Origin of the sequence: Neisseria sp. P0020.S005, from assembly GCF_051957055.1 — a bacterium.
GTDB classification, from domain to species: Bacteria; Pseudomonadota; Gammaproteobacteria; order Burkholderiales; family Neisseriaceae; genus Neisseria; species Neisseria subflava_A.
The window spans coordinates 322,940-349,343 of record NZ_JBQCWV010000001.1 but is presented as its reverse complement, the minus strand read 5'-3'; the positions used below and the strand labels follow the sequence as shown (position 1 = coordinate 349,343).

The following is a 26,404-nucleotide window of genomic DNA, read 5'->3' as shown; positions in this document are numbered from 1 at the left end:
CTGAATTTTTTGATAAAGCAAAAACATGGCAAACCAACGACTCATCTATGGCTTTCACGCCGTCAATGCCCGTTTGTGGCAAAACCCGAAATCGATTACCGAACTCTATATCCAAGAGGGCAAATCCGATGCGCGCACCCGCGATGTATTGGATAAGGCGGCCTCTGAAAACGTACGCGTGCATTTTGCTGATGCCGACCGCCTGAATGCCATCAGCAAAGGGGCGCGTCATCAGGGCGTGGTCGGGTTTATCGATGCCTCCAAAAACCATGTTCACTTGGAAGATGTGTTGGAAAACCTGAGCGAACCGCCGTTTTTGCTGGTATTGGACGGCATTACCGACCCGCACAACCTCGGCGCGTGTCTGCGTACTGCCGATGCGATGGGCGTGCATGCCGTGATTGCGCCCAAAGACAAAAGCGCCGGCCTGAATGCGACCGTCAGCAAAGTTGCCTGTGGTGCGGCGGAAACTGTGCCGTATATTACCGTAACCAATCTTGCCCGTACTTTGCGTGAATTGAAAGAGTACGGCATTTGGATTGTCGGCACGGACATGGGCGGCGACTCCGACCTTTACCACTGCGACTTGCCCGACAGCGTGGCCTGGGTAATGGGCAACGAAGGCGAAGGCATGCGCCGCCTGACGCGCGAACATTGCGATATGCTGGTATCGATTCCGATGTTTGGCACGGTAGAAAGCATGAACGTTTCCGTCAGCGCAGGCATGGTATTGAGCGAAACCCGCCGTCAACGGGTGTTGAAAGCAGAGAAATAACGCTTAGGTTTGTGAACAGAAAACGTCGTCTGAAAACCGGAAATTTGGTTTTCAGACGACGTTTGTTATAGGCGGATTAGCACCGTCATTCCCGCGCAGGCGGGAATCCATCGTAAAACTTGAGAAACCCTTATTTGAAAAACAGTTTCCGAATTTCAAAAATAGATTCCCGCCGTAGCCTGTCCTCGCGTAGGCGGGGGCGGGAATGACGACAACCGGTAAATTGCGTAACGAGAATAAAGTAACTTAGATATAGGTATTTTTTATTTGAATTTAGACTATTGACGGTTTAACTTCCTCCTACATAGCAAACGTCGTCTGAAAACCAGATTTCCAGTTTTCAGACGACGTTTTATTCAGAGGCTATTCTATTTATCCGACCATTTCATCGACTTTGCGTTGATAGCTTTTCAACAGCTCCGCCGAGCGGGCAAAGCGTTCGGCTTCATCGTTCAATGATGCGTACCGCACCTTGGCGGTTGACGACGGTCGGTACGCCGATATACACACCGTTTTGTCCGAACTCGCCTTCTAGCAAGGTGGAAACGGGCAATACGACGCCTTGATTGTGCAGGATGGCGTTGGAGATGCGGCTTAAGCCCATGCCGATGCCGTGGCTGGTCGTGCCTTTGGCGGCGATGACTTCGTAGGCGGCATTGCGCACGTTGTTATAGATTTTGTCCATACGCGCCTGCCCGTCTTCCGATTGTTCCAGCATCTTCTGAACCGACATACCGGCGATGTTGGCGGTGCTCCAAAGCGCAATGATGCTGTCGCCGTGTTCGCCGATCATCATGGCATCGACGCTCCAAGGCGCGACGTCGAACTCGTTGCCCAAGCAAACGCGGAAACGGGCGGAGTCAAGGATGGTGCCCGAGCCGATAACGCGCTCTTTGGGCAGGCCTGAGAAGCGCAGAACGGTATAAGACAGTACGTCCACAGGATTGGAGGCAACCAAGAAGATACCGTCAAAGCCGGAAGCCATGACTTTCGAAACGATGTCGTGGAAGATGCGCAGGTTTTTGTTGATTAAGTCCAAACGGGTTTCGCCGGGTGCCTGCGCCGCGCCCGCGCAAATACACACGATGTCTGCATCCGAACAATCATCGTAATCGCCGACGTAAATGCGTGCAGGCGAAGCGGCATAAGGCATTCCGTGGCGGAAGTCGCGCGCCTCGCCTTCAGCACGCGTGCGGTTGATGTCGATTAAAACCATATCGTCGCACAAGGCTTGGTTGAGCATGGAATAGGCGTAGCTGACACCGACCGCACCCAAGCCCACAACGACTACTTTGTTACCAACTTTTTTCATGTTTATTCCTGTTTGTTTGTGAATAGGAATTATTAATAACACTTGGACGGGATGGCGTCAAATTTCAGACGACCTCTACCCGCAGCACATCCACAATCAACTTAAACACATTCGAATGCCCGCGGCGGCTGGGGAATAGAGGTAAAGCGGATCGTAAGTAATGGCGTATTCGGGGAAGAGCTCGACCAGTTGTCCCGAATGGAGTGCATCTGCCAAGCTCATACTGTGCTATCCACGCGATGCCGAGGTCGTCTGAAAAGAGTTTCGGAAAAATTTTTATACCAATATTTTAAAAACGGCGTTCTAGCAAAGTTGATACTTATCTGAGAATTCATGTAAGAATAATGTTTTTTAAAACAATAGTATAGCTTGATTTTTGCACAAGAAAAAGGTTGCCATCCTATGAAATGCTCTGTATGCTTTCAAACACGTTTTGTTGATAAATTCAAGAGAATTAAAAATGAAAATTAACTATTTGGAAATTAAAGGATTTAAAAGTATCCAAAATGTAGAGCTAAAAGATGTTTCTCCTTTTATGGTTTTAGCGGGGGCAAACGGTACGGGTAAAAGCAATTTTGTCGATGCCTTGGCATTTTTATCAAAAGTGATTGATATGGGAGTGAGCAAGGCAGTATCTGAGTTTGGTGGTGTGAAAAACTTAATTGATCCAAAACAGAAAAATGAGATTATCAGCTATCGAATAAATGCAGAGATTGAAGAACAAGTATATGAATATGAAATAGATATTCTTCTAAGTAAATCATCGTTACTCCCCTCATTGCCTACAGTGCCTGTATCGGTGAAACATGAATATTTGAAAATTTTTAAAAATGGAAAAACTATTTTTGACAGTAGTGAGGAAGCTCGAAAATTAGAATTAAAGAAAAAAGAAGGAAATGAAAATAAGTTTGTAGAATATCTATCCTCAATTTTATTAGGGATAACTGGTGGAACTGTTTTGGGGGCATTAAAAAATAGTGATGAAATGAGTAAGGAAATCGTTAAAGGTGCAATGACGGGTATTATTCTTAAATTTTTAAGTGATAATAAAAATTCATTAGATACCAGCATATTGTACCAAAATAATTCATTTAATTTACTTAAAGATGTAAAGATATTTCGTATAGATCCTTTTAAAATCAAAGATCTTCGCAATAATGCCAATAACCCTGAAAAGCTGAATACAGACGGTAGCAATATTGCTGCAGTGTTAGAACATCTTGAGGATAACGACGAATTACGCGAGCAAATCATTGAATGGATGGGTGTGATTGTCCCCGAAATGCAGCAACTCTCTGTTCAAACGCAAAAAATTGATGACTCAAAAGGGTTATTTTTCGAGGAAGACAGCGGTAATCGTTTCCCCGCCCATATGGTTTCGGACGGCACAATTTATGCCTTATGTTTGTTGGTTGCCGTTTTAACGCGTGTAAAACAGCCCGGCATTACCATCATTGAAGAACCTGAGCGTGGCTTACATCCGAAAGCTATCAGTGAACTGATCGGCTTTATACGTGAATATGTAAGCCCTCACCATCCAATTATTCTGACAACTCATAGTGAATCGGTAGTGCGTAGCTTGGAATTGGAAGAGTTGTATTTTGTCAGTAAATCTCAAGGCAAAACCCAAATTAAAGATGTTCGGAAGTCCGGTGTCGATAAAAACAAAATTCCGTTAGATACGGCTTGGCTGACCAATCTGCTGGGAGGAGGATTGCCATGGTAAAAGTCGGATTTATTGTTGAAGGGTCATGCGAAAAGATTATTATCGAATCAGAGGCATTCAAGACCTTTTTACACAGGAATGATTTTGAATTGATTGAACCTGTTGTTGATGCCAATGGCGCAGGTAATTTATTGCCTCATAATATTGAGCCCTTTATTGGTGTTTTGGAAGCAAATGGAGCAGAAAGACTGTATATTTTGACGGATTCGGACGGACTCCCTGTTGAAGGTGTTAAGGAAAGAATCAGCCACGCGAAAATTACTGCCTATTTTATTGCGGTTAAAGCGATAGAAGCATGGTTTCTAGCAGATACTCAAGCCATGAAAAAATTTTTAGAAATTGAAGATTTTGAGGGAGAACAGTTTCCGGAAGAGACGCCCGAATTGCCTTGGGACAGAATCAGCAAAATTGTCAAAGAAACCGGTTCTGCCAGAGGACCGGGAAACAAAGTTGGCTTTGCTAAGAAGATGATTAAATATTGGGAATTTTCAATCGAAAATGCTGCCACGCATCCAAACTGTCCGAGTGCAAAATGTGTTGTTGCACATTTTCAATCTAATAGATAAAAATCGTCTGAACGTATAGTTTAAAGATGGTCAATAATATTGCTCTACCATCTCTATATTGAAAATTTTTCTAATCTTTCTAAGATAAAAAGGTCGTCTGAAAACCAAGTTTATTTTTCAGACGACATTTTTTTATAATTTGCTATTAAAAAATAATATTCTGGCGTTGAGTTATCAGTCATAGAATTAAGTGCTTCTAGGCAGATTTACTAGATTGACTTAGGTATTGCTATTGAAATCCGAATCTTCGGACCTCTTTTTAACTTTGCAGCAAGCCAAAGAATATCCCATTATTTCCTATTTGGAAAATATGCTGTTCGTAAATTGAGATTTATTGCTTAATCATTTATCCGTACAATCCGCCTCATCAAATATTAAGGAGGCAGTGATGAAAAAAATGCCTGTATTGTTTGTCGGGCATGGTAGCCCGATGAATGTGTTGGATAAGGAAAATCCTTTCAATACCCACTATTTTTATGACTTGGGCAAGATTTTGTCGGGCTGAGACGATTTTGCAAAAGTCTCAGCCCCGATTTATCTTACATTAACTTTTCTTCCGGCGACGTTCGCCAGGCAGCAGCATATCTGCCCATTTGATGATGTTGGCGACTTCTGCCGGATTGAGTTCGTAGAACTGGCCGCGTTTGAGGCGGTTTGGCAGACCGATGGGGCCAAAGCCTACGCGGACGAGGCGGCTGACGGTCAGGCCTTGGCTTTCAAAAATGCGGCGTACTTCTCGGTTGCGGCCTTCTTTGATGACGACGTTGTACCATTTGTTTGCGCCTTCGCCTCCTTGTTCGTAGATGCGTTCTACTTTTGCCAAACCGTCTTCGAGCATGACGCCTTCTTCGGTCAGGACGCGCATTTGTTCGGTGGTCAACTCGCCCAATACGCGCACGGCGTATTCGCGTTCGACTTCAAAGCTGGGGTGGGCGAAGCGTTGAACGAGTTCGCCTGAAGTGGTCAGGATCAACAGGCCGCTGGTATTGATGTCCAAACGGCCGATGGCTACCCAGCGGCTGCTGGCTGCTTGCGGCAGGCGGTCGAAGATGCTGACGCGGCCTTGCGGATCGTCGCGGGAAACGATTTCGCCTTCTTGTTTGTAGTAGAGGATGATGCGTGGCAGGCGGTCGGCCCATTTGAGTTTGATGATGCTGCCTTTGACGGTAACGTGGTCGTCGGGCGTAACTTTGTCGCCCAGTTGGGCGACGCGGCCGTTGACCGTTACCCAGCCGTTGCTGATCCATTCTTCCATTTCGCGGCGTGAGCCGACGCCGGATGCGGCCAGGACTTTTTGCAGGCGCTCGGGTTCAAAGCGGGAAAGGTCGCTGCGGCGTTCTTTCAAATCGCGGGCGTGCTCCATGATTTTTTGATTTGGGTTGCGGACAACCAGTTTTTTGGCTTTGGCGGCACGTTGTTTTGGGGCGGTATTTTGAGCTTTAGGGCCGTCTGAAACTTTTTGGCCGTAAGATTTGCCAGATGTTTTGCGTTCGTCGTCGGGACGTTTTTTATTGGCAAAGGATTTGGCCGGTTTGGAAGGTTTTTTGGCGGTAGACGATACGCCGTCGCGCCATTGGCGTTTGCTGGAAGGCTGTTTGGACATGATTTTTCCTAACTCGCTTGAAAAAGCGGTTCTTCTGCGGCAGTTGCGGCAGGGGTTGGATTGGGGGAAAAGGCCGTCTGAAAATCAGATTCAGACGGCCTGCCGATGAAAGGCTGTATTGTAACTCAACCAGTAATTTTTTGTTTGAAAATCCGAAAATTATGGCGAAAGACGTTCGCGTATCCAGTTGCCGTCAACCAGGCGGTATTGGATGCGGTCATGCAGGCGGCTGGGGCGGCCTTGCCAGAATTCGATGCGGTCGGGGATGACGAGGTATCCGCCCCAATGCGGAGGACGGGGAACATGCAGGGGATGTTTGACACCGACGGCTGCGGCTTTGGCCACCAAAACGGCTTTGCTGGAAATCACTTCGCTTTGATCGCTTGCCCATGCGCCGATACGGCTGGTGTAGGGGCGGCTTTCAAAATATTCGTCCGAAGCGGCGGCGTCGAGTTTTTCGATACGTCCTTCAATGCGCACTTGGCGCTCGAGTTCCGGCCAGAAAAAAGTCATGGCGGCAAAGGGGTGTGCCGTATAGGAGCGGCCTTTGCGGCTGTGGTAATTGGTAAAGAAAACAAAGCCTTTGGGGTTGACTTCTTTCAGCAGCACCATGCGGCTGTTGGGCCTGCCGTCTTCACCCACGGCGGCAACGTTGACCGCGGTCGGCTCGTTGACTTCGGCGTGAATCGCTTCGTTCAGCCATTGCTCAAATTGGACAATCGGGTCGGCGTGGCATTCGGCTTCCGACAGCTCGCGTTTGCTGTAATCTTCGCGGATATTGTGCAGATCCATGATTTTTCTCCTTAGGTCTGACTGAATCATACTCCGTTTTTTCAGACGGCCTCAAGGGCATTTGTGTATAATCGTAGCCCTTTCCAATATAGAACAATACGGAGTCCCGTCATGCAAACCGAAGTCGAACTGAAAATCTTAAATCCGAAAATGGCCGATTCCCTGCCTGCTTATGCAACGCCCGGTTCTGCCGGTTTGGACTTGCGTGCCTGCTTGGATGAAGCTGTTGTATTGCAGCCGGGCGATGTATATCTCGTGCCGACCGGTTTGGCGGTGCATTTGGCCAACCCCGCGTATGCAGCCGTTTTGTTGCCGCGTTCCGGTTTGGGTCATAAACACGGTATTGTTTTAGGCAATTTGGTCGGTTTGATTGACTCGGATTATCAAGGTGAATTGAAGGTTTCTCTGTGGAACCGTGGTAAAGAGGCGTTTACCATCGAGCCGATGGAGCGCATCGCGCAAATGGTGATTGTGCCGGTTGTCCAAGCCGCGTTTAAAGTCGTGGACAAGTTTGCCGCCAGCGAGCGCGGTGAAGGCGGATTCGGCAGCACCGGCAAAGCCTGATGATTTGAAAGGCCGTCTGAAACAGGATAAATTGAAATATTTGATTTCGGTTTGCCGTTGTTCAGACGGCCTTTTTGTTGTGCCAACCTTTGCATAATCACACACAAGATTGCATTTTTATATCTTGTCTGCATGGCCGACGCACCCAATAATACAGGCCGTCTGAAACCTTTACGGAGCGTTGTTATGTCCCGCCCCTCACTTTTTCTGCCTTTGTTTTTGATTATCTTTGGTGCGATTTGGTTTTTACGCGCTACGGATATTTTGCCTGCGACATCGACAATGATTGCCGGCGCATTAATTATTTTGGGCCTTGCCGTGTTGATTATGGACGGCATCAACAAACAGTCCATCGTTTCCGGCCCGATACTGGTTTATATCGGTACAGCCATTTATCTGCACATGAGCTACTGGATTTACCTCTCGCCGCTGCTAGCCATCGGCATGGTCGTGTTGGGTTGCCTGCTGTTGCTCTCGCGCAGCGACATGATTCCTGAGAAACACACAAAATAGAAAGATGAGAGATTTGGGTTTTGCCCTATAAAGGCCGTCTGAACAATGGTATAATCCCGCCGTTTCAGACGGCCTTTTTTATTGTGGTTTAAATTTGAAATTTATCCTCCCGGCCGCACCGTTTTCTTACATTTTGCAAAGTTTCCGCCATGACTCAAGACAAAATCCTTATTCTCGACTTCGGCTCGCAAGTTACCCAGCTGATCGCCCGCCGCGTGCGCGAAGCCCACGTTTACTGCGAACTGCATTCTTTTGACATGCCTTTGGAAGAAATCAAAGCTTTCAATCCGAAAGGCATCATCCTCTCCGGCGGCCCTAATTCCGTTTACGAATCCGATTATCAAGCCGATACCGGCATTTTTGATTTGGGCATTCCGGTTTTGGGCATTTGCTATGGCATGCAATTTATGGCGCACCACTTGGGCGGCGAAGTTACCCCAGGCAACCAACGCGAATTCGGTTATGCGCAAGTTAAAACCATCGACAGCGAGCTGACACGCGGCATTCAAGATGATGCTCCAAACACGCTCGACGTATGGATGAGCCATGGCGATAAAGTTTCCAAACTGCCTACCGGCTTCTCTGTCATCGGCGACACCCCGTCTTGCCCAATTGCCATGATGGAAAACGCTGAGAAACAATTCTACGGCATCCAATTCCACCCCGAAGTGACCCATACCAAACAAGGCCGCGCGTTGTTGAACCGCTTTGTCTTGGATATTTGCGGCGCACAACCCAGCTGGACCATGCCGAACTACATCGAAGAAGCCGTTGCCAAAATCCGCGAACAAGTCGGCAGCGACGAAGTGATTTTAGGTTTGTCCGGCGGCGTGGACTCTTCCGTAGCCGCCGCGCTGATTCACCGTGCCATCGGCGACCAACTGACCTGCGTGTTTGTTGACCACGGTCTGTTGCGTTTGAACGAAGGCAAAATGGTGATGGATATGTTTGCCCGCAACTTGGGCGTACGCGTGATTCACGTTGATGCCGAAGAGCAGTTTTTGGCGAAACTTACCGGTGTGACCGATCCAGAGAAAAAACGCAAAATCATCGGTGCGGAATTTATCGAAGTATTTGACGCTGAAGAGAAAAAACTCACCAACGCCAAATGGTTGGCGCAAGGTACGATTTACCCTGACGTAATCGAATCCGCAGGCGCAAAAACCAAAAAAGCCCACGCCATCAAATCCCACCACAACGTCGGCGGCCTGCCTGAAAACATGAAGCTCAAGCTGCTTGAGCCTTTGCGTGACTTGTTCAAAGACGAAGTACGCGAATTGGGCGTGGCTTTGGGTCTGCCGCGCGAAATGGTGTACCGTCATCCGTTCCCGGGCCCGGGTTTGGGCGTGCGTATCTTAGGTGAAGTGAAAAAAGAATACGCCGACTTGCTCCGTCAAGCAGACGATATTTTCATTCAAGAATTGCGCAATACTACCGATGAAAACGGTACATCTTGGTACGACCTGACCAGCCAAACCTTTGCCGTATTCCTGCCCGTGAAATCCGTCGGCGTAATGGGCGACGGCCGTACTTACGATTACGTCGTTGCTTTGCGTGCCGTGATTACCAGCGACTTTATGACTGCGCACTGGGCTGAATTGCCATACTCGCTGCTTGGCCGCGTGTCCAACCGCATCATCAACGAAGTCAAAGGTATCAACCGTGTGGTTTATGATGTCAGCGGCAAACCGCCTGCCACAATTGAATGGGAATAATCCCTAAATAAATAAAGGCCGTCTGAACAGATATTGTTCAGACGGCCTTTATTTATTTAGGGATTAAGCCCAATTAAAATTGATTTTTCAATTCACGCAAAGCGGCAAAGACTTCGAGTTCGCTGTTTAATTTTCGTCCGCTCAATTCTTCGGCGCGTGCCTGAACTTGGGGCAGGTGTACGCGGAAAAACGGATTGACTTTACGTTCGTGCGCCAGGCTGACAGGTAGTGTCGGCGTGTGTTCGGCTGCGGCCAAGGCCGTCTGAATGTCGGCATTATCCGGCTCGATATGCAGGGCAAAGCGCAGATTTGGGGCGGTATATTCGTGCGCCGGATAAAACAGCGTTTCTTCGGGCAGCTGGTTGAATCGATGGAAGCTGTCGTAAAGCTGCTCGATTGTGCCGGTAAATACGCGGCCGCAACCGGCGGAAAACAAGGTATCGCCACAGAAAACGTGCAGGCCGTCTGAATTTTCCAACAGATAGCTGATGTGGCGGTCGGTATGGCCGGGGGTTGCCCAAACGGTAACCAAGCCTTCGCCAAACGGGAACTGCGTACCTGCGGTGACGGTATGCGTTGCTACGTCGATATCGCTTTCGCCATAGATCGGGGATTCTAAAAAGCCGTGGAACAAGCTTTTTGCGCCGCCGGTATGGTCGGGGTGCGGATGGGTAATCCATGTTTGCGCCAGCATCAGGCGGTTGTGGACGAGGAATTTCAAAACGGGCGTAGCATCGGACGGATCGACGCAGGCGGCATGGTTTCCTTCTTGAATCATCCAGATGTAGTTGTCGTTTAGGGCTTGGATTGGCGTGATTTTCATATGCTTTCTTCTGGTTGGGGGTTTCAGACGGCCTCTAAATAATCTTTGATATTCGGGCTTTGGCCGAACACGGCTTCATGGGCTTGATGGATGCACAGTCGGTTGAACAGCAATCTTTGGGTTTGGTCGCCGTCGATAATCCGCACTTGACCTTGCAGTTTGGGCGCGTCGTGATGAAAGGTATTCTTAAACACGTGCCAACGGTCGGTTTGCAGGTGGACGACGGCAAACATATCGTGCGAGATATTAACGCCGACGCTGAATAGCTTGGCCGAGGCTTGCAGGCAGAAACTGCTGTCGCCAAACAGGCACAGCCCTGTGTTTTCCGGATAGCGGAACAATTCGATTTTCACGGCTTCGGGTTCGGTAAAGATGTTGCAAAACAGCCGTTCAAACAACGACGGCTGCGCCACGCCTTCGCTCAACATGCCGTAAAGCCCACCCAGCCAATCGACATAGCCGAGAAAAGTGAAACGGTAGTCCTGCATAATGGCTTCGATACGCTTGGGGTCGCGTTTGCTGATCAAGCGGACAAATTCAAAACCGACTTCCGGCAGCCGCGCCCGAAGCGTTTGATGCAGGCGGTGGGCAAACAGGTTTTTATGGTTGTGCGGATTGCGCAGGATACCGAGGAATTTCAGCCGCAATATCCGCCACAACGTATCCGGTACTTTGACGGTATCGGCATTTGCCGTAGTTGTTTTCAGACGGCCTGCAGGTAAAGTGCGCAGATGATTGCAGGCTTCTTCGTAGCCGCTTTCATGACGGTTGAACCAGCTTTCCAGATTATATTGGTTGGAGGAGTCTTCGACAAAGGTCAGCGTATAGAGGTTTTTCGCCGCCAAGTTTCCGATGATGTTGACGCTTATCGCTTCGCTGCGGTTTTGTTCTTTGCCGTGGTTTTTTTCGCCAGTATGGAACATTGACAGCGGCAGGCGGTAAACGTTTTGATTCTGCGGGCTGACCTGCGGATTATGCGAATGCTGCCGCTGCTCGGTTTGAGCGATGAAGTGGTGTTCCTTCGTCGGATTCGCGGTCAACAGGGCGTAAGGCTTTTCTCCGCATTCGGAAAATTCGCAATCGCTGAGGATAAAGGCTTGTCGAGTCATAATGTCGGGAAAGGCCGTCTGAATATATTGATTATAGTTTAAAAGTGGGAATTATACAGAAGGACGGCGACGGGTTTGGTCTTTATACGCAAAAGGACGCAAAAAGGTCGTCTGAAAACAAATATAGTGGGGTTCGCTAAATCGTTTTCAGACGACCTTAAATCAACGGACTGTTCAACACTATTTATTCTTCTTTTTGGAAAACATGGTTGCGGTGATACTCGAAATATTTTTCGCTTTCAGGTTCGATTTTTAATTTCATATCGCGAGAAATTCCAAGCCGCTTTTGATTTTCCAAATCAATTTTTGGACTGATTTTTATCGTACCGTTGGGATCAAACGTAATCAGTCCGCTATCGAATAATGCGTCGATATTGGGTGCGAGCATCAGTCCATTGAAGGGATCTAACCTCTCTTCATTATTGCATTTGCTCCAAGGTTTGATATGGCTGGCAATAAGTAAAGACCGAACATCTAGACCTGTTAGCGGGCAGTTTGGATACAGTTCGAGTAGTTTTTGCCGGAATCTGCCTTGCCCTTGACGGGCTTTTATCAAAGTTTCAATTTCGGTTCGCTTTTCTGGATTAGTCTCGGAGGCTAAACATTCTTCGAGTTCGTCTATATCAGATTTTAAGGACAGGGTAGAAGCTACCTGAAAATTTGGTATTCCCATGAGCCATCCTACCGGTAATCCGTTTTTCTTACAGGTTCCGCATGGAGTTAGTTCTCTCCTGTATTCATCCAGGCTCCATTTTTCAAGTTCTTCAATTGAGTTTGAGCAAACTTTGAAATATTTTCCAGTTGTGCGCCCCGGCCTTTTATTTAGTTGGTTACAATTAGCAAAATGTATTTTGGGATAATCTTTCCAAATCTTAGAAGGGTCTTTAGTTTGATCTATATTTAATACAAATCCATTTGGGTTTTCATCAATCCATTTAATATAGTCATCATCATTCGGCATGTTTTTAAAAATTACTATGTTAGACATAAGCTTCTCCAAATCTTTCTATAAATTCAATTAAGTTTATTTGTATATAGGTTCGGGACAAAAAATCTAGGCCGTCATTCCCGCGCAGGCGGGAATCCAGAAGCTTGGATTTACAGTAGTCTTTGAGTATTTCTGAAATGCAGGGGGCTGGATTCCCGCCTGCGCGGGAATGACGGCGGTTGGTTCGGTATTATACGCAAAAGAACATATAAAGGTCGTCTGAAAATAGATATAGCAGAATCCGCTAAATCGTTTTCAGACGACCTTTTCTTTAAAGCCGAATCAAATCAGCCTGCCGGTTAACCCAAAGCCTTCCTTGCCCCGGCAAAGAGGCGGTACCAGCCGGACAATTCCGTCCAGTCTTCCGGTTTCCAGCTCATTTGCGCGGCACGGTATACGCGTTCCGGATGCGGCATCATGATGGTAACGCGGCCGTCGGCGTTGGTTACACCGGCAATACCTTGAGGTGAGCCGTTAGGGTTGAGCGGATAAGTTTGGGTCACTTGGTTTTGACCGTCTACATATTGCAGCGCAATGCCCAAATCGGCGGAAATATTGCCGTCGTGAAGCGCGAAGTCGGCGCGGCCTTCGCCGTGGCTGACCACAACAGGCAGGCTGGAGCCTTGCATTTCGTTCAGAATCAGCGATGCGGATTTTGGAACATGAACCATGCTCAGGCGCGCTTCAAACTGCTCGCTCAAGTTGCGTTTGAATTTAGGCCATGCCTCTGCGCCCGGGATAATCTCGGCAAGGTTGCTGACCATTTGACAGCCGTTGCACACGCCCAATGTCAGCGTGTTCGGATCGGCAAAGAAGGCGGCAAATTGGTCGCGTAGAGCAGGGTGGAACAGGATGGATTTCGCCCAGCCTTCGCCCGCGCCGAGTACGTCGCCGTAGCTGAAGCCGCCGCACGCCGCCAGCATTTTGAAATCGGCAAGGTTGACGCGGCCTGCCATCAGGTCGGACATATGCACGTCGTAAGCATCGAAACCGGCGCGGGTGAACGCGGCGGCCATTTCGATTTGTCCGTTTACGCCCTGTTCGCGCAGGATGGCGATTTTAGGTTTCGCGCCGCTGTTGATAAACGGCGCGGCGATGTCTTCGTTTACGTCGAATTTCACGTCGGCAAACAATGCGCTGCGTTCGTTGTCGTCAATCAGGGCGAACTCGCTGTCGGCGCAGGCAGGGTTGTCGCGCAGGCGTTGGATGGCGTGGCTGGTTTCTTGCCATGCGCGTTGCAGGTCGGTAAGGGATTGATTGAAAATTTCTTCTCCTGCATTGATGACCATATGGCCGCTGTCGGCAAACTCTCCCAAATAGTGCAGCGTGAGATTCAGTTTCTCGCACAAATTGAAAATATATTCGTGGTCGGCAGCGTGAACAGCAATAACGGCTCCTAATTCTTCGTTAAACAGGGTAGTTAGGACAAATTTTTGCCATTCTTGAGACGAGTAATACTCGTTTTGAACGTTAATATTTTTACTTACCATTGTCAGCAGGTCGAGATTCATGCCACGGCGAGAAGCAAATGCCATTTCTGCCAGAGTCACAAACAAACCGCCGTCGCTGCGGTCGTGGTAGGCCAGCAACTTATCTTCTTGAACGAGTTGCTGAATTAACTGATAAAACGCTTTCAGATGGCCTGCATCAATATCAGGTGCTTCGCCGCCGCTTCGGTTATACACTTGAGCCAGTGCAGACCCACCCATACGGCACTTGTTGTTGCCTAAGTCAATCATCAGCAGAATAGTGAATGAATTGGCATTGTCTTTTAATACGGGCGTAACGGTTTTGCGTACGTCTTGAACTGGCGCGAACGCGGAGATAATCAGGCTCAACGGCGAGACGACAGATTTTTTCTCTTCGCCGTCCTGCCACACGGTTTTCATTGACAGGCTGTCTTTGCCTACGGGGATGCTCAGATCCAATGCCTGACAGGCTTGGGAGACGGCTTCGACGGTGCGGTAAAGTTTTTCGTCTTCGCCTTCGTTGCCGCATGCCGCCATCCAGTTGGCGGAGAGTTTGATATTGCCGATGTCGCCGATGTTGACTGCCGCGATGTTGGTGATGGCTTCGCCGACGCACATTCTGCCCGAAGCAGGCGCGTCAAACAGGGCGACAGTCGGTTTTTCTCCCATAGACATCGCTTCGCCACGATAGGTATTGAAGCCCATCATGGTAACGGCGCAGTCGGCTACGGGGGTTTGGTATTTGCCGACCATTTGGTCGCGGTGGGTCATGCCGCCGACACTGCGGTCGCCGATGGTAATTAGGAAGTTTTTAGCAGCTACGGTAGGCAGACGCAGAACGCGGTAGGCGGCTTCGGTAATGTCGATATCGCCGGCGTTAAACGGTTTTTCAGACGGCGTAACTGTTTTGTCGGTGCGCGTGGTTTTGGGCGGTTTGCCGAGCAAAACGTTCAGCGGCAAATCGACGGGATTGTTGGAGAACAAGTCGTCGCGTACTTTCAAATGGCCGTCGTCGGTCGCCGTGCCGACTACGGCAAACGGGCAGCGTTCACGTTCGCAGATGGCGCGGAAGGTCTCCAAATCTTTTTCCAAAATGGACAATACATAACGCTCTTGTGATTCGTTACACCAAATTTGCAATGGATTGAGGCCGTGTTCTTCCAGCGGTACTTCGCGCAACTTGAATACCGCGCCGCGTCCGGCATCGTTGACGAGTTCGGGGAAGGCGTTGGACAAGCCGCCTGCGCCGACGTCGTGGATGGAGATAATCGGGTTTTGGTCGCCGAGTTGCCAGCAGCGGTCGATGACTTCTTGCGCACGGCGTTCGATTTCAGGGTTGCCGCGTTGTACGGAATTGAAGTCCAAAGAGGCGTCGTTTGTTCCGGTGTTCATAGATGAAGCCGCGCCGCCGCCCAAGCCGATCAGCATGCCCGGGCCGCCCAGTTGGATCAGCAGTGCGCCTTCGGGGATTTCATCTTTGTGTGTTTGTTGTGCCTGAATGCTGCCCAAGCCGCCGGCAATCATAATCGGTTTGTGATAGCCGCGAACCTGACCGTCGAACTTCTCTTCAAAAGTACGGAAGTAGCCCAAGAGGTTCGGACGGCCGAATTCGTTGTTGAACGCTGCGCCGCCGATCGGGCCTTCAATCATGATGTCTAAAGGAGAAGCAATATGGCCGGGTTTGCCGTAAGCTTGTTCCCAAGGCTGCTCCAAGCCAGGGATATTCAGGTTGGAGACGGTAAAGCCGGTCAAGCCTGCTTTCGGACGTGAGCCTTTACCTGTCGCGCCTTCATCGCGGATTTCACCGCCAGCACCCGTTGCCGCACCGGCAAACGGAGCGATGGCGGTCGGGTGGTTGTGTGTTTCCACTTTCATGATGATATGGGTGTCTTCTTCGTGGAAACGGTAGCCTTGGTTTTCCGCCGCATTCGGATAGAAACGCTCGATTTTCGCGCCTTCAATCACGGACGAATTGTCTTTATAGGCAACGACCGTGCCTTCGGGATGCGCATTGTGCGTATCCCGAATCATGCCGAAAAGAGATTTCGGTTGTTTTTCACCGTTGAGGATGAAATCGGCGTTGAAGATTTTGTGGCGGCAGTGTTCGCTGTTTGCCTGAGCGAACATCATCAGCTCTACATCAGATGGGTTGCGGTTTAAAGCCTGATAGTTTTCAACCAGATAATCGATTTCGTCGGCTGAAAGCGCCAAGCCCATTTCGGTATTGGCTTTGACCAATGCCTCTTTACCGCCGCCCAATACATCTACGCTGGAGAAGGTTTCCGATTGGATGTGGTGGAACAGTTGCGCCGCTGCATCGATGTCGGTCAACACGCTTTCGGTCATGCGGTCGTGTAATAGGGCTGCCCATTGTTGTTTTTGCCCGTCGGTAAGTGCGCCTTCCAACCATACGGCCATGCCGCGTTCAATACGCTCAATGCCTTCCAGGCCGCAGTTTTCGGCGATATTGGTTGCTTTGGAAGCCCAAGGCGAAATGGTGCCCAAACGGGGCGTTACCAAAAATAAATGCAAGCCCTCGCGCGCTTTGGGCGTTTGTTCAACGCTTTGCGCTGCCAGTAAGGCTTGCAGTTTTTCGACTGTCGCGGCATCAAGTGCTTTTTCGCTACCGACAAAATACCAAAATTCGCTGCTTAATTTGACTTCGGGCAGACCGAGGGCGGCTGCTTTTTGAAAGAGTTTTTCAACACGGAAATCGGAAAGGGCGGTTACACCGCGCAAGGGCAGAACAACAGACATGGATTCAGCTCACAAAATGCAGTTGGGGAATCCTTTATTATACCTGAAAAATGCAATTTTGCTTGTGAATTTATACTTCAAGTGTTGACAATTTTTGCTTGTAAATTGAAGGGGAATGAGGCGATTGTGTCACCTGCTTTTTTATTTTGTACCTGATTATTCGATTATTTTTGTTTATTTTTGAAGGATCGGGAGGAATGGGAATAGATGGGCATAAAGGTATAAAGTAAAAATTATTTAATTGTTGTCTTTGACATTTTGCTGACAATAAGGCCGTCTGAAAGATTGCTTTCAGACGGCCTTGCCTTATCCTTTTCTTTTGTTTCCCAGCATATCCAGCAAACCTGCCAGATTGCTTTTTCCTTCTTCCTTGCTCACAATCGGCTCGCCGCCTTTTCGGCCTAGGATTTTGATGTCTTCCTGCGGCATTTCATCTATGAAACGGCTTGGCTCGGGGAATTGCCATGTGCCTTGCTTTTTGCGTTTAAGGCAGTGTGTCAGCGTAAGTTGGCGTTTGGCGCGGGTAATGCCGACATACATCAGGCGGCGTTCTTCTTCGACATTGTCTTCTTCTATGCTGTCATTATGCGGCAAGATGCCCTCTTCGCAACCGACGAGGAAGACGTAGGGGTATTCCAAACCTTTGGAAGCGTGCAGGGTCGAAAGTTTGACGGCATCGACTTCTTCTTCACTTTTGCCCTCCAAAAGCGTCATCAGGGCGATGGTTTGGGCAAGTTCGATGATGTTTTTGCCGTCTTGCTCGCCTTTGCGTTCCAGCCAGCCGGTCAGGTCGGTAACGTTACGCCATTTGATTTCGCCTGCTTTGCCTTCCTCATTGGCTAGCAAGTGGTTTTCGTAGTCGATTTCTCTCAGCAGGTTATGGATAAGCTCGCCTGCTTCGCTGGTTTCGGCTTTGGCGCGGTAGTTTTCAATCATATCCATGAAGGCTTGCAGGTGTTGGCGGTTGGTATGGTTCAACAGGGCAAGCGCTTCTTCGGTTTGCGCGGCTTCATATAGGCTGCATTCGTGTTCGTGCGCGTAGGTGTTGAGCTTGCCCAGTGTGACGTCGCCGATGCCACGTTTGGGCGTGGTGACGGCGCGCAGGAAGGCGGGATCGTCGTTGGGATTGGCAAGCAGGCGCAAATAGGACAAAACGTCTTTGATTTCGGCTTTGTCGAAAAAACTTTGTCCGCCGGAGAGCTGGTAGGGAACGCGCGCGCTGCGCAAGGCTTCTTCAAAAATCCGCGCCTGATGGTTGCCGCGGTATAACACGGCGAAATCGGCGTATTGGGTTTTGTCGCCGCCGACCAGCTTCTGCTTGACGATTTGGCTGACGACCCAGTCGGCTTCGTGTTGCTCGTTTTGGCAGGCAACGACTTTGACGATTTCGCCTTCGCCGAACTGTGACCAAAGTTTTTTGGTGAACAGCTTGGGGTTGTTTTCGATGACTTTGTTGGCGATTTTGAGAATCCGCGCGGTGGAGCGGTAGTTTTGCTCCAGTTTGATGACTTTCATCTGCGGATAGTCTTCCTGCATTTTACGCAGGTTTTCCATGTTTGCGCCGCGCCATGCGTAGATCGACTGGTCGTCATCGCCGACGGCGGTAAACATGCCTTCCGCACCGGTCAAGAGTTTCATCAGCGTAAATTGGCAGGTGTTGGTGTCTTGGCATTCGTCAACCAGCAGATAACGCAGCCTCCGTTGCCATTTGTTTCGTACTTCGCTGTTTTGCTGCAACAGCACGGCGGGCAGGCGAATTAAGTCGTCGAAGTCCACCGCCTGATAGCTTTGCAGGGTTTCCTGATAGCTCGCATAGACACGCGCTGTTTGTTGTTCCCACACATTGGAGGCCGTCTGAACGACATCTTCAGGCGTTTTTAGATCGTTTTTCCACAGGGAAATTTGGTGTTGCGCTTTGAATATGGCTTCTTTGCCCGTACCGCCCAAAAGCTCGCCGATGATTTTGGCGCTGTCGGTAGAGTCGAGGATGGAAAAGTTTTTTTTGTAACCGATTTGATTGGCTTCTTCGCGCAAAATCTTCATGCCCAAAGAGTGGAACGTGCAAATCGTCAGCCCGCGCGTTTGCGACTTAGGTAGCATTTTAGAGACGCGTTCCTGCATTTCCGTGGCGGCTTTATTGGTAAAGGTAATCGCGGCAACGGTATGCGGCAGATAGCCGACATTGACAATCAAATGCTTGATTTTTTGCGTAATCACGCCGGTTTTGCCGCTGCCTGCGCCGGCAAGGACGAGCAGGGGGCCGCCTAGATATTTGACCGCGGCTTGCTGTTGAGGGTTGAGTTTCATTGAAGGGGAAGACGGGTAATGTGGGGAGCAATTATACAACAAGGCCGTCTGAAATTTTCAGACGGCCTTGGGCGTTTTTTAGAGTAAACCTTATGCAAAATATTTCAATTTGCCTTTGAAGTCTTCTATTTTTTCATAGCCTTTTTGCGCCATGATGGCTTTTAATTCAAGGGAAACCCGTTCAAAAATGTCTACGCCTTGCTGGTGTAGCGTCGTGCCGATCTGCACCATGCTGGCGCCGCACAAGATGTGTTCAAACGCATCGCGGCCGCTGTAAACGCCGCCTGTCCCAATGACTTGGATAGACGGATTTAGTCTTTGATAGAACGCGTGGACATTGGCGAGCGCAGTCGGTTTGATGTATTGACCGCCTATGCCGCCGAAGCCGTTTTTAGGGCGGATGACGACGGATTCATCTTCGATATACATGCCGTTGCCGATGGAGTTGACACAGTTGACGAATTTTAGGGGATAGCGGTTGAACACTTTTGCCGCTTGATCGAAATGGGCAATATCGAAATACGGCGGTAGCTTGATGCCCAATGGCTTGTCGAAGTAGGTAAAGGCATTATCCAAAATCATCTCGGTTGTTTCAAAGTCGTAGGCTATTTGCGGTTTGCCGGCGACGTTTGGGCAGGATAGGTTGAGTTCGGTAATGCCGTTGAATCCGCTGTTTTGCACCTTTTCCAGCAGGATATGTGTTTCGCCGGGCGACAGACCGACCAGTGATAGGAAAAATGTCCGTTCCGGCTCAGACTCTTGAAGGGTAAGCAGGTAATCCAGATAGTAATCAATGCCTTGATTCGGCAATCCCATCGAATTGATGCTGCCGAGAGGTACGTCCCGATAACGCGGCTCTGGGTTGCCTTGACGCGGGGTAAGCGTTGCAGTCTTGGTAATGAAGGTGCCAGCAGCGGATTGTCTGACCTTTTCCAATTCCTCAACAGTCATACATGACACACCTGCTGCATTCATCAGACAGTTGTCAAAAGAAAAACCAGCGATTTGGGTTTTCAATGATACCATCTCCTGCTCCTTTTCTTCGTAAAATCAAAATGTTTGCCAAGCGTAACACGAAGAAGCGGTACGATTTTTAACAAACATCAAATGACAAAGCATGTAGGCGGATGTTGTTTTCAATATTGAAAAAAGGCCGTCTGAAAAACTCAAACGGTCTTTCAGACGGCCTTCACTATATGGCATCAATTAGGGAATAAAAGCTGTCGGCTGATTTGGATATTGGGTTTTAAAAATCAGGCCAACCATTCGGCCAAGGCCGCTTCAAAACGTTTCAAGCCTTCGGCCATGTCTTCATCGTTCAGCAGCAGGCTGGGGGCGAAGCGCACGACATTGGCGCCGGCAACCAGTACCATCAGTCCGTGTTTCAAAGCAGCGGCGGTAATTTCCGATGCCTTGCCTGCGTATTCGTCTGCCAACACGCAGCCGAGCAGCAAGCCCATGCCGCGGACTTCTTTAAATACGCCGGTCTTTTCGCCTATTTCACGCAAGGCCGTCTGAAGTTTTTGGCCTTGTTGTTCAACGTGTGCCAATGTTTCGGGCGTATTGATGATGTCAAACGCACGGCTGCCGACCGCACACGCCATCGGATTGCCGCCGAAGGTTGAGCCATGTGTTCCGGGGCCGAAGGTTGGGGCGATTTTATCGGTTGTCAGAATTGCGCCAATCGGGAAGCCTCCGCCCAAGGCTTTGGCGGAGCTGAGAATATCGGGTGTTACGCCGTAATGCTCGTAGGCAAACAGTTTGCCCGTATGACCCATGCCAGTTTGTACTTCGTCCAAAATCAGCAAAGCACCATGTTTGTCGCATAAACGGCGTGCGGCTTGCAGATATTCTTGAGTGGCAGGCAGAATGCCGCTTTCACCTTGAATCGGCTCGATAATCACGGCGCAGGTTTTGTCGCTGACGGCTGCTTCCAATGCGGCAACATCATTGAAGGGAACGTGGGTAATATCTGACGGCAGCGGCGCGTAGTCTTTGCTGTATTTGGGCTGGCCGCCGACGGATACGGTAAACAGGGTGCGGCCGTGGAAGCTGTTGAGGCAGGAGATGATTTCGGTTTTGTGTTCGCCAAAATGATCGCGAGCGTATTTGCGTGCCAGTTTTAGTGCGGCTTCATTGGCTTCTGCGCCGGAGTTGCAGAAAAATACTTTGTCGGCAAAGGTGTTTTCGACCAATTTTTTGGCCAATTCTTGCGCCGGTTGGGTGGTATAGATATTAGAAATGTGCCAGAGCTTTTGCGACTGTTCGCTCAAGGCTGCGACCAAATCAGGATGGCAATGGCCCAGCGCGTTTACAGCAATACCGCCTGACAAGTCAATGTATTCTCGTCCTTCAGTATCCCAAACCCGGCTGCCGAGCGCACGTTCCGGAATCATGGGAGCGAATGAGAAATTGGGCGTCAGGTAGTTTTGCATGTTCTTTTCCTTTTGATATTGTCAACAATTTCTTGAATTATGCACCTATTGATTCAGAGATTCAATATGGCAATCAGGCCGTCTGAAAACTGGCTTTCAGACGGCCTGATGCTTATTTATGCTTGATTTCCCAGCATTGATGGATTTTTTTGTTGCGGAAATCGTCGGGAACGGACTGTTTGGAAATGTCTTTGACGGCATATTGTTCCGCGACCGAATCGTCCAACACAAAGCTGCGCAAGTTGTTGGAGAAATACAGAATGCCGTCTGAAGTGAGCAGGCTCATTGCACCGTCAATTAGCTTTTTATGGTCGCGCTGGATGTCGAGGATGTCGAGCATCTTTTTGCTGTTGGAAAAGCTGGGCGGATCCATGACGATCAGGTCGAACTTTTTGCCTTCGTCTGCGGCGTTTTGCAGGTATTGGAACACATCGGCACGGACGATTTTGTGTTGTTCGGGGTCGATGCCGTTGAGTTCAAAATTGCGTTTTGCCCAGTCCAGGTAAGTGTTGGATAAATCGACGGTTTCGCTGGATACCGCGCCGCCGGTTGCAGCATAGACGGTAAAGCTGCCTGTGTAGGAAAACAGGTTGAGGAAGCGTTTGCCCGCTGCGGTGTCGCCGACTTTTTTGCGCGTGTTGCGGTGGTCGAGGAAAAGGCCGGTATCGAGGTATTTGTCGAGGTTGACCCAAAACTTGCGGCCGTTTTCAGTGATGACGAAATCGTCGCCGGTTTTGCCGGTTTTCTCGTATTGCTGCAAACCTTTTTGGCGTTCTCGGCGTTTGAGGTGGATTTGTTCGGGCGCAAAACCGGTTACAAAACCGATGGCTCCCAATACATCGGCAAGCCATGCTTCGTATTCTTCGGGCTGCATCAGCCAGCCGGTATCGTATTCCTGAGGATGGATTTGGTCGCCGTAAACATCGACGGCAAAGGGAAATTGGGGAATATCGCGGTCGTAAATGCGCCAGGCTTCGATATTGCTGCGTTTGGCCCATTTCATAAGATGTTTGATGTTTTTGCCCAAGCGGTTGGCAAAGGGGGTAATGTCGGTCATGGTTTCAGACGGCCTGAATAAGTATTGGGAAGGGGTTGGATTTTAACGCACTTGATGCCTTTTTGCTTGACTGTTGTCTATAAAATCTATATTATCCGCCGTTCGCCTTTTGATACGAAGCCATCGTCATCCAACCTAAACCGCCGTTTCGGGCGTGTTTCTTTTATTGCTTGCATATTTGCAAAGCCTTTTCTGTGCAGGTTGTCGTCGATGTTAACCACAAGCAAGATGCTTGCGACAACCCTGTAACTTCACATTTCCCGTATCGTTACTTTCCTTTGCTTCAGGTCGTCTGAAATTGTTCAGGCGTGCGCGTTGTTGTCTCTTTAGGATAGCCATGTCTATTAAATTTGCCGATTTGAACCTTGATAAAAACATTTTGTCTGCCGTACGCAGCGAGGGTTATGAAAGCCCGACCCCGATTCAGGCGCAAGCGATTCCGTTTGCTTTGGACGGCCGCGATATTATGGCTTCGGCACAAACCGGTTCAGGCAAAACCGCAGCCTTCCTGCTGCCGACTTTGCAAAAACTGACCAAGCGCAGCGAAAAACCGGGCAAAGGCCCGCGCGCTTTGGTATTGACCCCAACCCGCGAACTGGCGGCTCAGGTGGAAAAAAACGCGCTGGCGTATGCTAAAAATATGCGTTGGTTCCGTACTGTCAGCATTGTCGGCGGCGCATCTTTCGGCTATCAAACCCGTGCTCTGAGCAAACCGGTTGACCTGATTGTCGCCACTCCGGGCCGTCTGATGGACTTGATGCAGAGCGGCAAAGTTGATTTTGAACGTTTGGAAGTGCTGATTCTGGACGAAGCCGACCGTATGTTGGACATGGGCTTTATCGACGACATCGAAACTATCGTTGAAGCGACGCCTAGCGACCGTCAGACTTTGTTGTTCTCCGCCACTTGGGACGGCGCAGTGGGCAAACTGGCGCGCAAGCTGACCAAAGACCCTGAAACCATCGAAGTTGAGCGCGTGGATGATCAAGGCAAAATCGAAGAGCAGCTGCTGTACTGCGACGATATGCGCCACAAAAACCGCCTGCTCGACCACATCTTGCGTGATGCCAATATCGATCAATGTGTGATTTTCACATCGACCAAAGCCATGACCGAAGTCATCGCTGATGAATTGTACGAAAAAGGTTTTGCCGCCAACTGCCTGCACGGCGATATGCCTCAAGGCTGGCGTAACCGCACACTGATGGACTTGCGCAAAGGCCGCTGCAAAATTTTGGTTGCCACCGACGTTGCTGCACGCGGTATCGACGTACCAACCATTACCCACGTTATCAACTACGACTTGCCGAAACAGGCTGAAGACTACGTTCACCGCATCGGCCGTACCGGCCGCGCAGGCCGTACCGGTATTGCGATTACCTTTGCCGAAGTGAACGAATACGTCAAAGTACACAAAATTGAAAAATACATCGGCCGTAAATTGCCTGAGCTGACCATTGAAGGCATGGAGCCGACACGCAAACGCAAATCTGCCGGCGGCAAACCGAAAGGTAAAGGCGGCTGGGGCGATCGTAAATCCGGCGGCTGGCGCGGCGATAAGAAACCGGCTAAAGAAGGTTTCGGCGGTAAAGCTCGCGGCGAAGGCCATAAAAAAGACGGTTTCAAGAAAGACGGCTTTAAGAAAGACGGTTTCAAAAAAGCTGACGGTTTCAAAAAAGGCGGCGAAGGCTTTAAAGGCAAGCGCAAGTCTAACGACAGTTTTGGCGGCAAACACAAAAGAGGTTGATTGCTTCAATCTTAAGGCCGTCTGAAAAGACATAAGGGCGTGTGAAGACACTTCCTTTTTGATGGTTAAAAGTTTTCGCATATAAAAAAAGCGTGGGATTGGTCCCACGCTTTTTTTTCAGACGGCCTCTTACAAAGCGGCCAATACGGCATCGCCCATTTCGGAGCAGGAAACCAGTTTGGTACCTTCTTCGTAAATGTCGCCGGTACGCAAGCCTTGTTGTAGTACTTTTTGTACGGCGTTTTCAACTTGTTGCGCGCGTTCCTCGTCATTTAGGCTGTAACGCAACAACATGGCAAGAGACAATACGGTCGCCAGCGGATTGGCTTTGTTTTGACCGGCAATGTCGGGAGCAGAGCCGTGGGACGGTTCGTACAGGCCTTTGCCGTTTTCGTCCAAAGAAGCAGAAGGCAGCATACCGATGGAGCCGGTCAGCATGGACGCTTCGTCAGACAGAATGTCGCCGAAGATGTTGCCGGTGGCAATCACGTCAAACTGTTTCGGTGCGCGTACCAACTGCATGGCGGCGTTGTCGACGTACATATGGGAGAGCTCGACATCAGGGTATTCTTTGCCGATTTCTTCAAAGATTTCGCGCCACAGTTCGGTGGTTTCCAAAACGTTGGCTTTGCCTACGGAGCAGACTTTTTTGCTGCGTTTTTGGGCGGATTGGAAGGCAACGTGGGCAATACGGCGGATTTCGCTTTCGCTGTATTTCATGGTGTTGTAGCCTTCGCGTTCGCCGTTTTCTAAAACACGGATGCCGCGCGGTTCGCCAAAGTAAATATCGCCGGTCAGTTCGCGTACGATAAGGATGTCGAGGCCGGCTACAATTTCCGGTTTCAAAGTAGAAGCATTGGCCAGCTCTTTATACAAAATGGCAGGGCGCAAATTAGCAAACAGATTCAAGTCTTTACGGATGGCCAACAATCCGCGCTCAGGGCGCAGCGGACGGTCGAGATTGTCGTATTGAGGAGAACCGACTGCACCAAGCAAGACCGCATCAGCTTTGCGGCAAAGGTTTTGCGTGAATTCTGGATAAGGATGGCCGTATTCGTCATAGGCTTCGCCGCCCAAAGGCGCGTATTCGTAGCTGACATCCAAACCTTGTTCGATAAGTTTGTCGAGTACGCGGACGGTTTCTGCAACGATTTCAGGGCCGATGCCGTCGCCGCGCAAGATAGCGATATGTTTGGTCATTTCGGGTTTCCTTATGGGAAGGTTTTAGGTAAAGGGCAGGTCGTCTGTTTTTCAGACGGCCTTAAATCAATTTGCTCTGAAAACGCTGATTGTACCATTATGGTACTGGTAAAGCTGGGTAGAAATCGCGTAGGCAGAGTCTTCAAATGCCTGCAGGGCAATATTCGCCATCGCCTGCAAAGCCTCTTCATCGGACGGGCTGCAAACGAGCAGGGCGTTGCGTGCCGGGACTGCAAAAACGGGGTTGGCCGGCAGCATAGGATCGTCTTTAAGTACTTCGTCCAAAAGCAAAATCAGGGAAGCATCATAGTCGTTGTCCAAATGGATTTGAGCCAATGACCAACCTTCGGCATGATGAATTTGGACACGTCCATTCATCCGTTGGCGCAGATTATCCATGGCGGTACGATACAAGGCGTCCTCATCTTCAATACCGGCCTCTTTCATATGTTCACGATTGAGCGTATGCATGGATTCTTCCGTATCCACCATATAAAGCAACATGATATCGCCGGCAATCGGTTTGTATACCAGGTAATCGGCAGGCTCGTCTTCGTCCGTATTTGTAATCAGTCTGACGTTTTCCAGATAAATTGTATTTTTAATCGTCGGAAGAATTTGTTGTGCTGAAACACTGGCATCAGAGTCCTGAATCTTATAGATAACCGCTAAATTGGCTGCAACAATAGCCTCCAAGGCCTCGGGATTTTGCAGATAACTTGTGTAATGGTTGCTCAAATATGTGCTGAATGATGCTTCATCGTCTTCGGAAAAATGGACAATAATCGGCGAAGAAGCAATGTTTTCGCCCCAGTTAATTTTTGTCTCAAGATCCAATTCTTCTTGGATTTGACGGGCAAAGTATTCAACAAATTCCTGCCAAGTCATTAATTTAGGTTTGGAGCGGAACAACTTGCTGAAAAAAGACATATTGTGTCCTGAATAA

General features: G+C 49.3%; 20 protein-coding genes and 2 pseudogenes. 8 read left to right on the top strand and 14 right to left on the bottom strand.

Annotated elements, in window-relative coordinates:
- Nucleotides 1-25 precede the first annotated feature (25 nt).
- Entirely contained in the window at nucleotides 26-775 is a 750-nt protein-coding gene (gene rlmB, locus ACTHTU_RS01705; RefSeq protein ID WP_049322071.1) for a 23S rRNA (guanosine(2251)-2'-O)-methyltransferase RlmB, read from the top strand.
- 372 nt (nucleotides 776-1,147) lie between these two features.
- Here the strand turns inward: rlmB and ACTHTU_RS01700 are convergent.
- Together ACTHTU_RS01700 and ACTHTU_RS01695 are read right to left on the bottom strand one after the other, a co-directional pair.
- A pseudogene (locus ACTHTU_RS01700) lies at nucleotides 1,148-2,087 on the bottom strand (L-lactate dehydrogenase).
- 96 nt (nucleotides 2,088-2,183) lie between these two features.
- Entirely contained in the window at nucleotides 2,184-2,309 is a 126-nt protein-coding gene (locus tag ACTHTU_RS01695; RefSeq protein WP_264081756.1) for a hypothetical protein, read from the bottom strand.
- A 238-nt stretch (nucleotides 2,310-2,547) separates the two neighbouring features.
- Between ACTHTU_RS01695 and ACTHTU_RS01690 the strand changes: the two genes are divergently transcribed.
- The 3 genes and pseudogenes from ACTHTU_RS01690 to ACTHTU_RS01680 all read left to right on the top strand — a co-directional run.
- Entirely contained in the window at nucleotides 2,548-3,813 is a 1,266-nt protein-coding gene (locus ACTHTU_RS01690) for an AAA family ATPase (protein WP_219088520.1), read from the top strand.
- The gene (locus ACTHTU_RS01685) at nucleotides 3,807-4,379 is read left to right on the top strand and encodes a DUF4276 family protein (RefSeq protein WP_219088522.1); all 573 of its coding nucleotides are present in this window, start codon (nucleotides 3,807-3,809) and stop codon (nucleotides 4,377-4,379) included. The genes ACTHTU_RS01690 and ACTHTU_RS01685 overlap by 7 nt, the downstream gene beginning before the upstream one ends.
- Nucleotides 4,380-4,767: 388 nt before the next feature.
- A pseudogene (locus ACTHTU_RS01680) lies at nucleotides 4,768-4,842 on the top strand (dioxygenase); the annotation flags it as partial.
- Nucleotides 4,843-4,923: 81 nt separating this feature from the next.
- Here ACTHTU_RS01680 and ACTHTU_RS01675 read toward each other — a convergent pair.
- The gene (locus tag ACTHTU_RS01675) at nucleotides 4,924-5,982 is read right to left on the bottom strand and encodes a pseudouridine synthase (RefSeq protein WP_440361575.1); all 1,059 of its coding nucleotides are present in this window, start codon (nucleotides 5,980-5,982) and stop codon (nucleotides 4,924-4,926) included.
- A 159-nt stretch (nucleotides 5,983-6,141) separates the two neighbouring features.
- On the bottom strand, nucleotides 6,142-6,774 hold the full coding sequence (pdxH, locus tag ACTHTU_RS01670; protein ID WP_036490991.1) for a pyridoxamine 5'-phosphate oxidase: 633 nt from the start codon (nucleotides 6,772-6,774) through the stop codon (nucleotides 6,142-6,144).
- A 111-nt stretch (nucleotides 6,775-6,885) separates the two neighbouring features.
- Here pdxH and dut point away from each other — a divergent pair, with 111 nt between their 5' ends.
- The 3 genes from dut (at nucleotide 6,886) to guaA (ending at nucleotide 9,566) form a co-directional block, all read left to right on the top strand.
- Nucleotides 6,886-7,338 carry a dUTP diphosphatase gene (gene dut, locus ACTHTU_RS01665; RefSeq protein WP_250600433.1) on the top strand — a complete coding sequence of 151 codons (453 nt, stop codon included), beginning with the start codon at nucleotides 6,886-6,888 and terminating at the stop codon, nucleotides 7,336-7,338.
- 186 nt (nucleotides 7,339-7,524) lie between these two features.
- On the top strand, nucleotides 7,525-7,851 hold the full coding sequence (locus ACTHTU_RS01660; protein ID WP_440361574.1) for a hypothetical protein: 327 nt from the start codon (nucleotides 7,525-7,527) through the stop codon (nucleotides 7,849-7,851).
- A gap of 149 nt (nucleotides 7,852-8,000) precedes the next feature.
- Nucleotides 8,001-9,566: a glutamine-hydrolyzing GMP synthase gene (guaA, locus tag ACTHTU_RS01655; RefSeq protein ID WP_440361573.1), complete on the top strand. Its 1,566-nt coding sequence runs from the start codon at nucleotides 8,001-8,003 to the stop codon at nucleotides 9,564-9,566.
- A gap of 73 nt (nucleotides 9,567-9,639) precedes the next feature.
- Here the strand turns inward: guaA and gloB are convergent, their stop codons facing one another.
- The 8 genes from gloB to ACTHTU_RS01615 form a co-directional block, all read right to left on the bottom strand.
- Nucleotides 9,640-10,389 (bottom strand): hydroxyacylglutathione hydrolase, encoded by a 750-nt coding sequence (gene gloB / locus ACTHTU_RS01650; protein WP_107723317.1) that lies wholly within the window; start codon nucleotides 10,387-10,389, stop codon nucleotides 9,640-9,642.
- 23 nt (nucleotides 10,390-10,412) lie between these two features.
- Nucleotides 10,413-11,498, bottom strand: coding sequence for a hypothetical protein (locus tag ACTHTU_RS01645; RefSeq protein WP_440361572.1), 1,086 nt, complete (start codon nucleotides 11,496-11,498; stop codon nucleotides 10,413-10,415).
- A gap of 184 nt (nucleotides 11,499-11,682) precedes the next feature.
- Nucleotides 11,683-12,486, bottom strand: coding sequence for an HNH endonuclease (locus ACTHTU_RS01640; RefSeq protein WP_440361571.1), 804 nt, complete (start codon nucleotides 12,484-12,486; stop codon nucleotides 11,683-11,685).
- A 299-nt stretch (nucleotides 12,487-12,785) separates the two neighbouring features.
- Nucleotides 12,786-16,712: a phosphoribosylformylglycinamidine synthase gene (gene purL / locus ACTHTU_RS01635; protein ID WP_440361570.1), complete on the bottom strand. Its 3,927-nt coding sequence runs from the start codon at nucleotides 16,710-16,712 to the stop codon at nucleotides 12,786-12,788.
- A 306-nt stretch (nucleotides 16,713-17,018) separates the two neighbouring features.
- The gene (gene rep / locus ACTHTU_RS01630) at nucleotides 17,019-19,019 is read right to left on the bottom strand and encodes a DNA helicase Rep (RefSeq protein ID WP_440361569.1); all 2,001 of its coding nucleotides are present in this window, start codon (nucleotides 19,017-19,019) and stop codon (nucleotides 17,019-17,021) included.
- Nucleotides 19,020-19,109: 90 nt separating this feature from the next.
- Nucleotides 19,110-20,045 carry a dihydroorotate oxidase gene (locus ACTHTU_RS01625; protein WP_440361568.1) on the bottom strand — a complete coding sequence of 312 codons (936 nt, stop codon included), beginning with the start codon at nucleotides 20,043-20,045 and terminating at the stop codon, nucleotides 19,110-19,112.
- Nucleotides 20,046-20,272: 227 nt separating this feature from the next.
- Nucleotides 20,273-21,454: an aspartate aminotransferase family protein gene (locus ACTHTU_RS01620; protein ID WP_440361567.1), complete on the bottom strand. Its 1,182-nt coding sequence runs from the start codon at nucleotides 21,452-21,454 to the stop codon at nucleotides 20,273-20,275.
- Between the two features lie 112 nt (nucleotides 21,455-21,566).
- Nucleotides 21,567-22,511 (bottom strand): class I SAM-dependent methyltransferase, encoded by a 945-nt coding sequence (locus ACTHTU_RS01615; RefSeq protein WP_440361566.1) that lies wholly within the window; start codon nucleotides 22,509-22,511, stop codon nucleotides 21,567-21,569.
- Between the two features lie 337 nt (nucleotides 22,512-22,848).
- Between ACTHTU_RS01615 and ACTHTU_RS01610 the strand changes: the two genes are divergently transcribed.
- Entirely contained in the window at nucleotides 22,849-24,258 is a 1,410-nt protein-coding gene (locus ACTHTU_RS01610) for a DEAD/DEAH box helicase (protein ID WP_254322008.1), read from the top strand.
- A 129-nt stretch (nucleotides 24,259-24,387) separates the two neighbouring features.
- Here the strand turns inward: ACTHTU_RS01610 and leuB are convergent, their stop codons facing one another.
- Nucleotides 24,388-25,458: a 3-isopropylmalate dehydrogenase gene (gene leuB, locus ACTHTU_RS01605; RefSeq protein WP_440361565.1), complete on the bottom strand. Its 1,071-nt coding sequence runs from the start codon at nucleotides 25,456-25,458 to the stop codon at nucleotides 24,388-24,390.
- 66 nt (nucleotides 25,459-25,524) lie between these two features.
- Nucleotides 25,525-26,388: a DUF1444 family protein gene (locus ACTHTU_RS01600; RefSeq protein ID WP_440361564.1), complete on the bottom strand. Its 864-nt coding sequence runs from the start codon at nucleotides 26,386-26,388 to the stop codon at nucleotides 25,525-25,527.
- Nucleotides 26,389-26,404 lie beyond the last annotated feature (16 nt).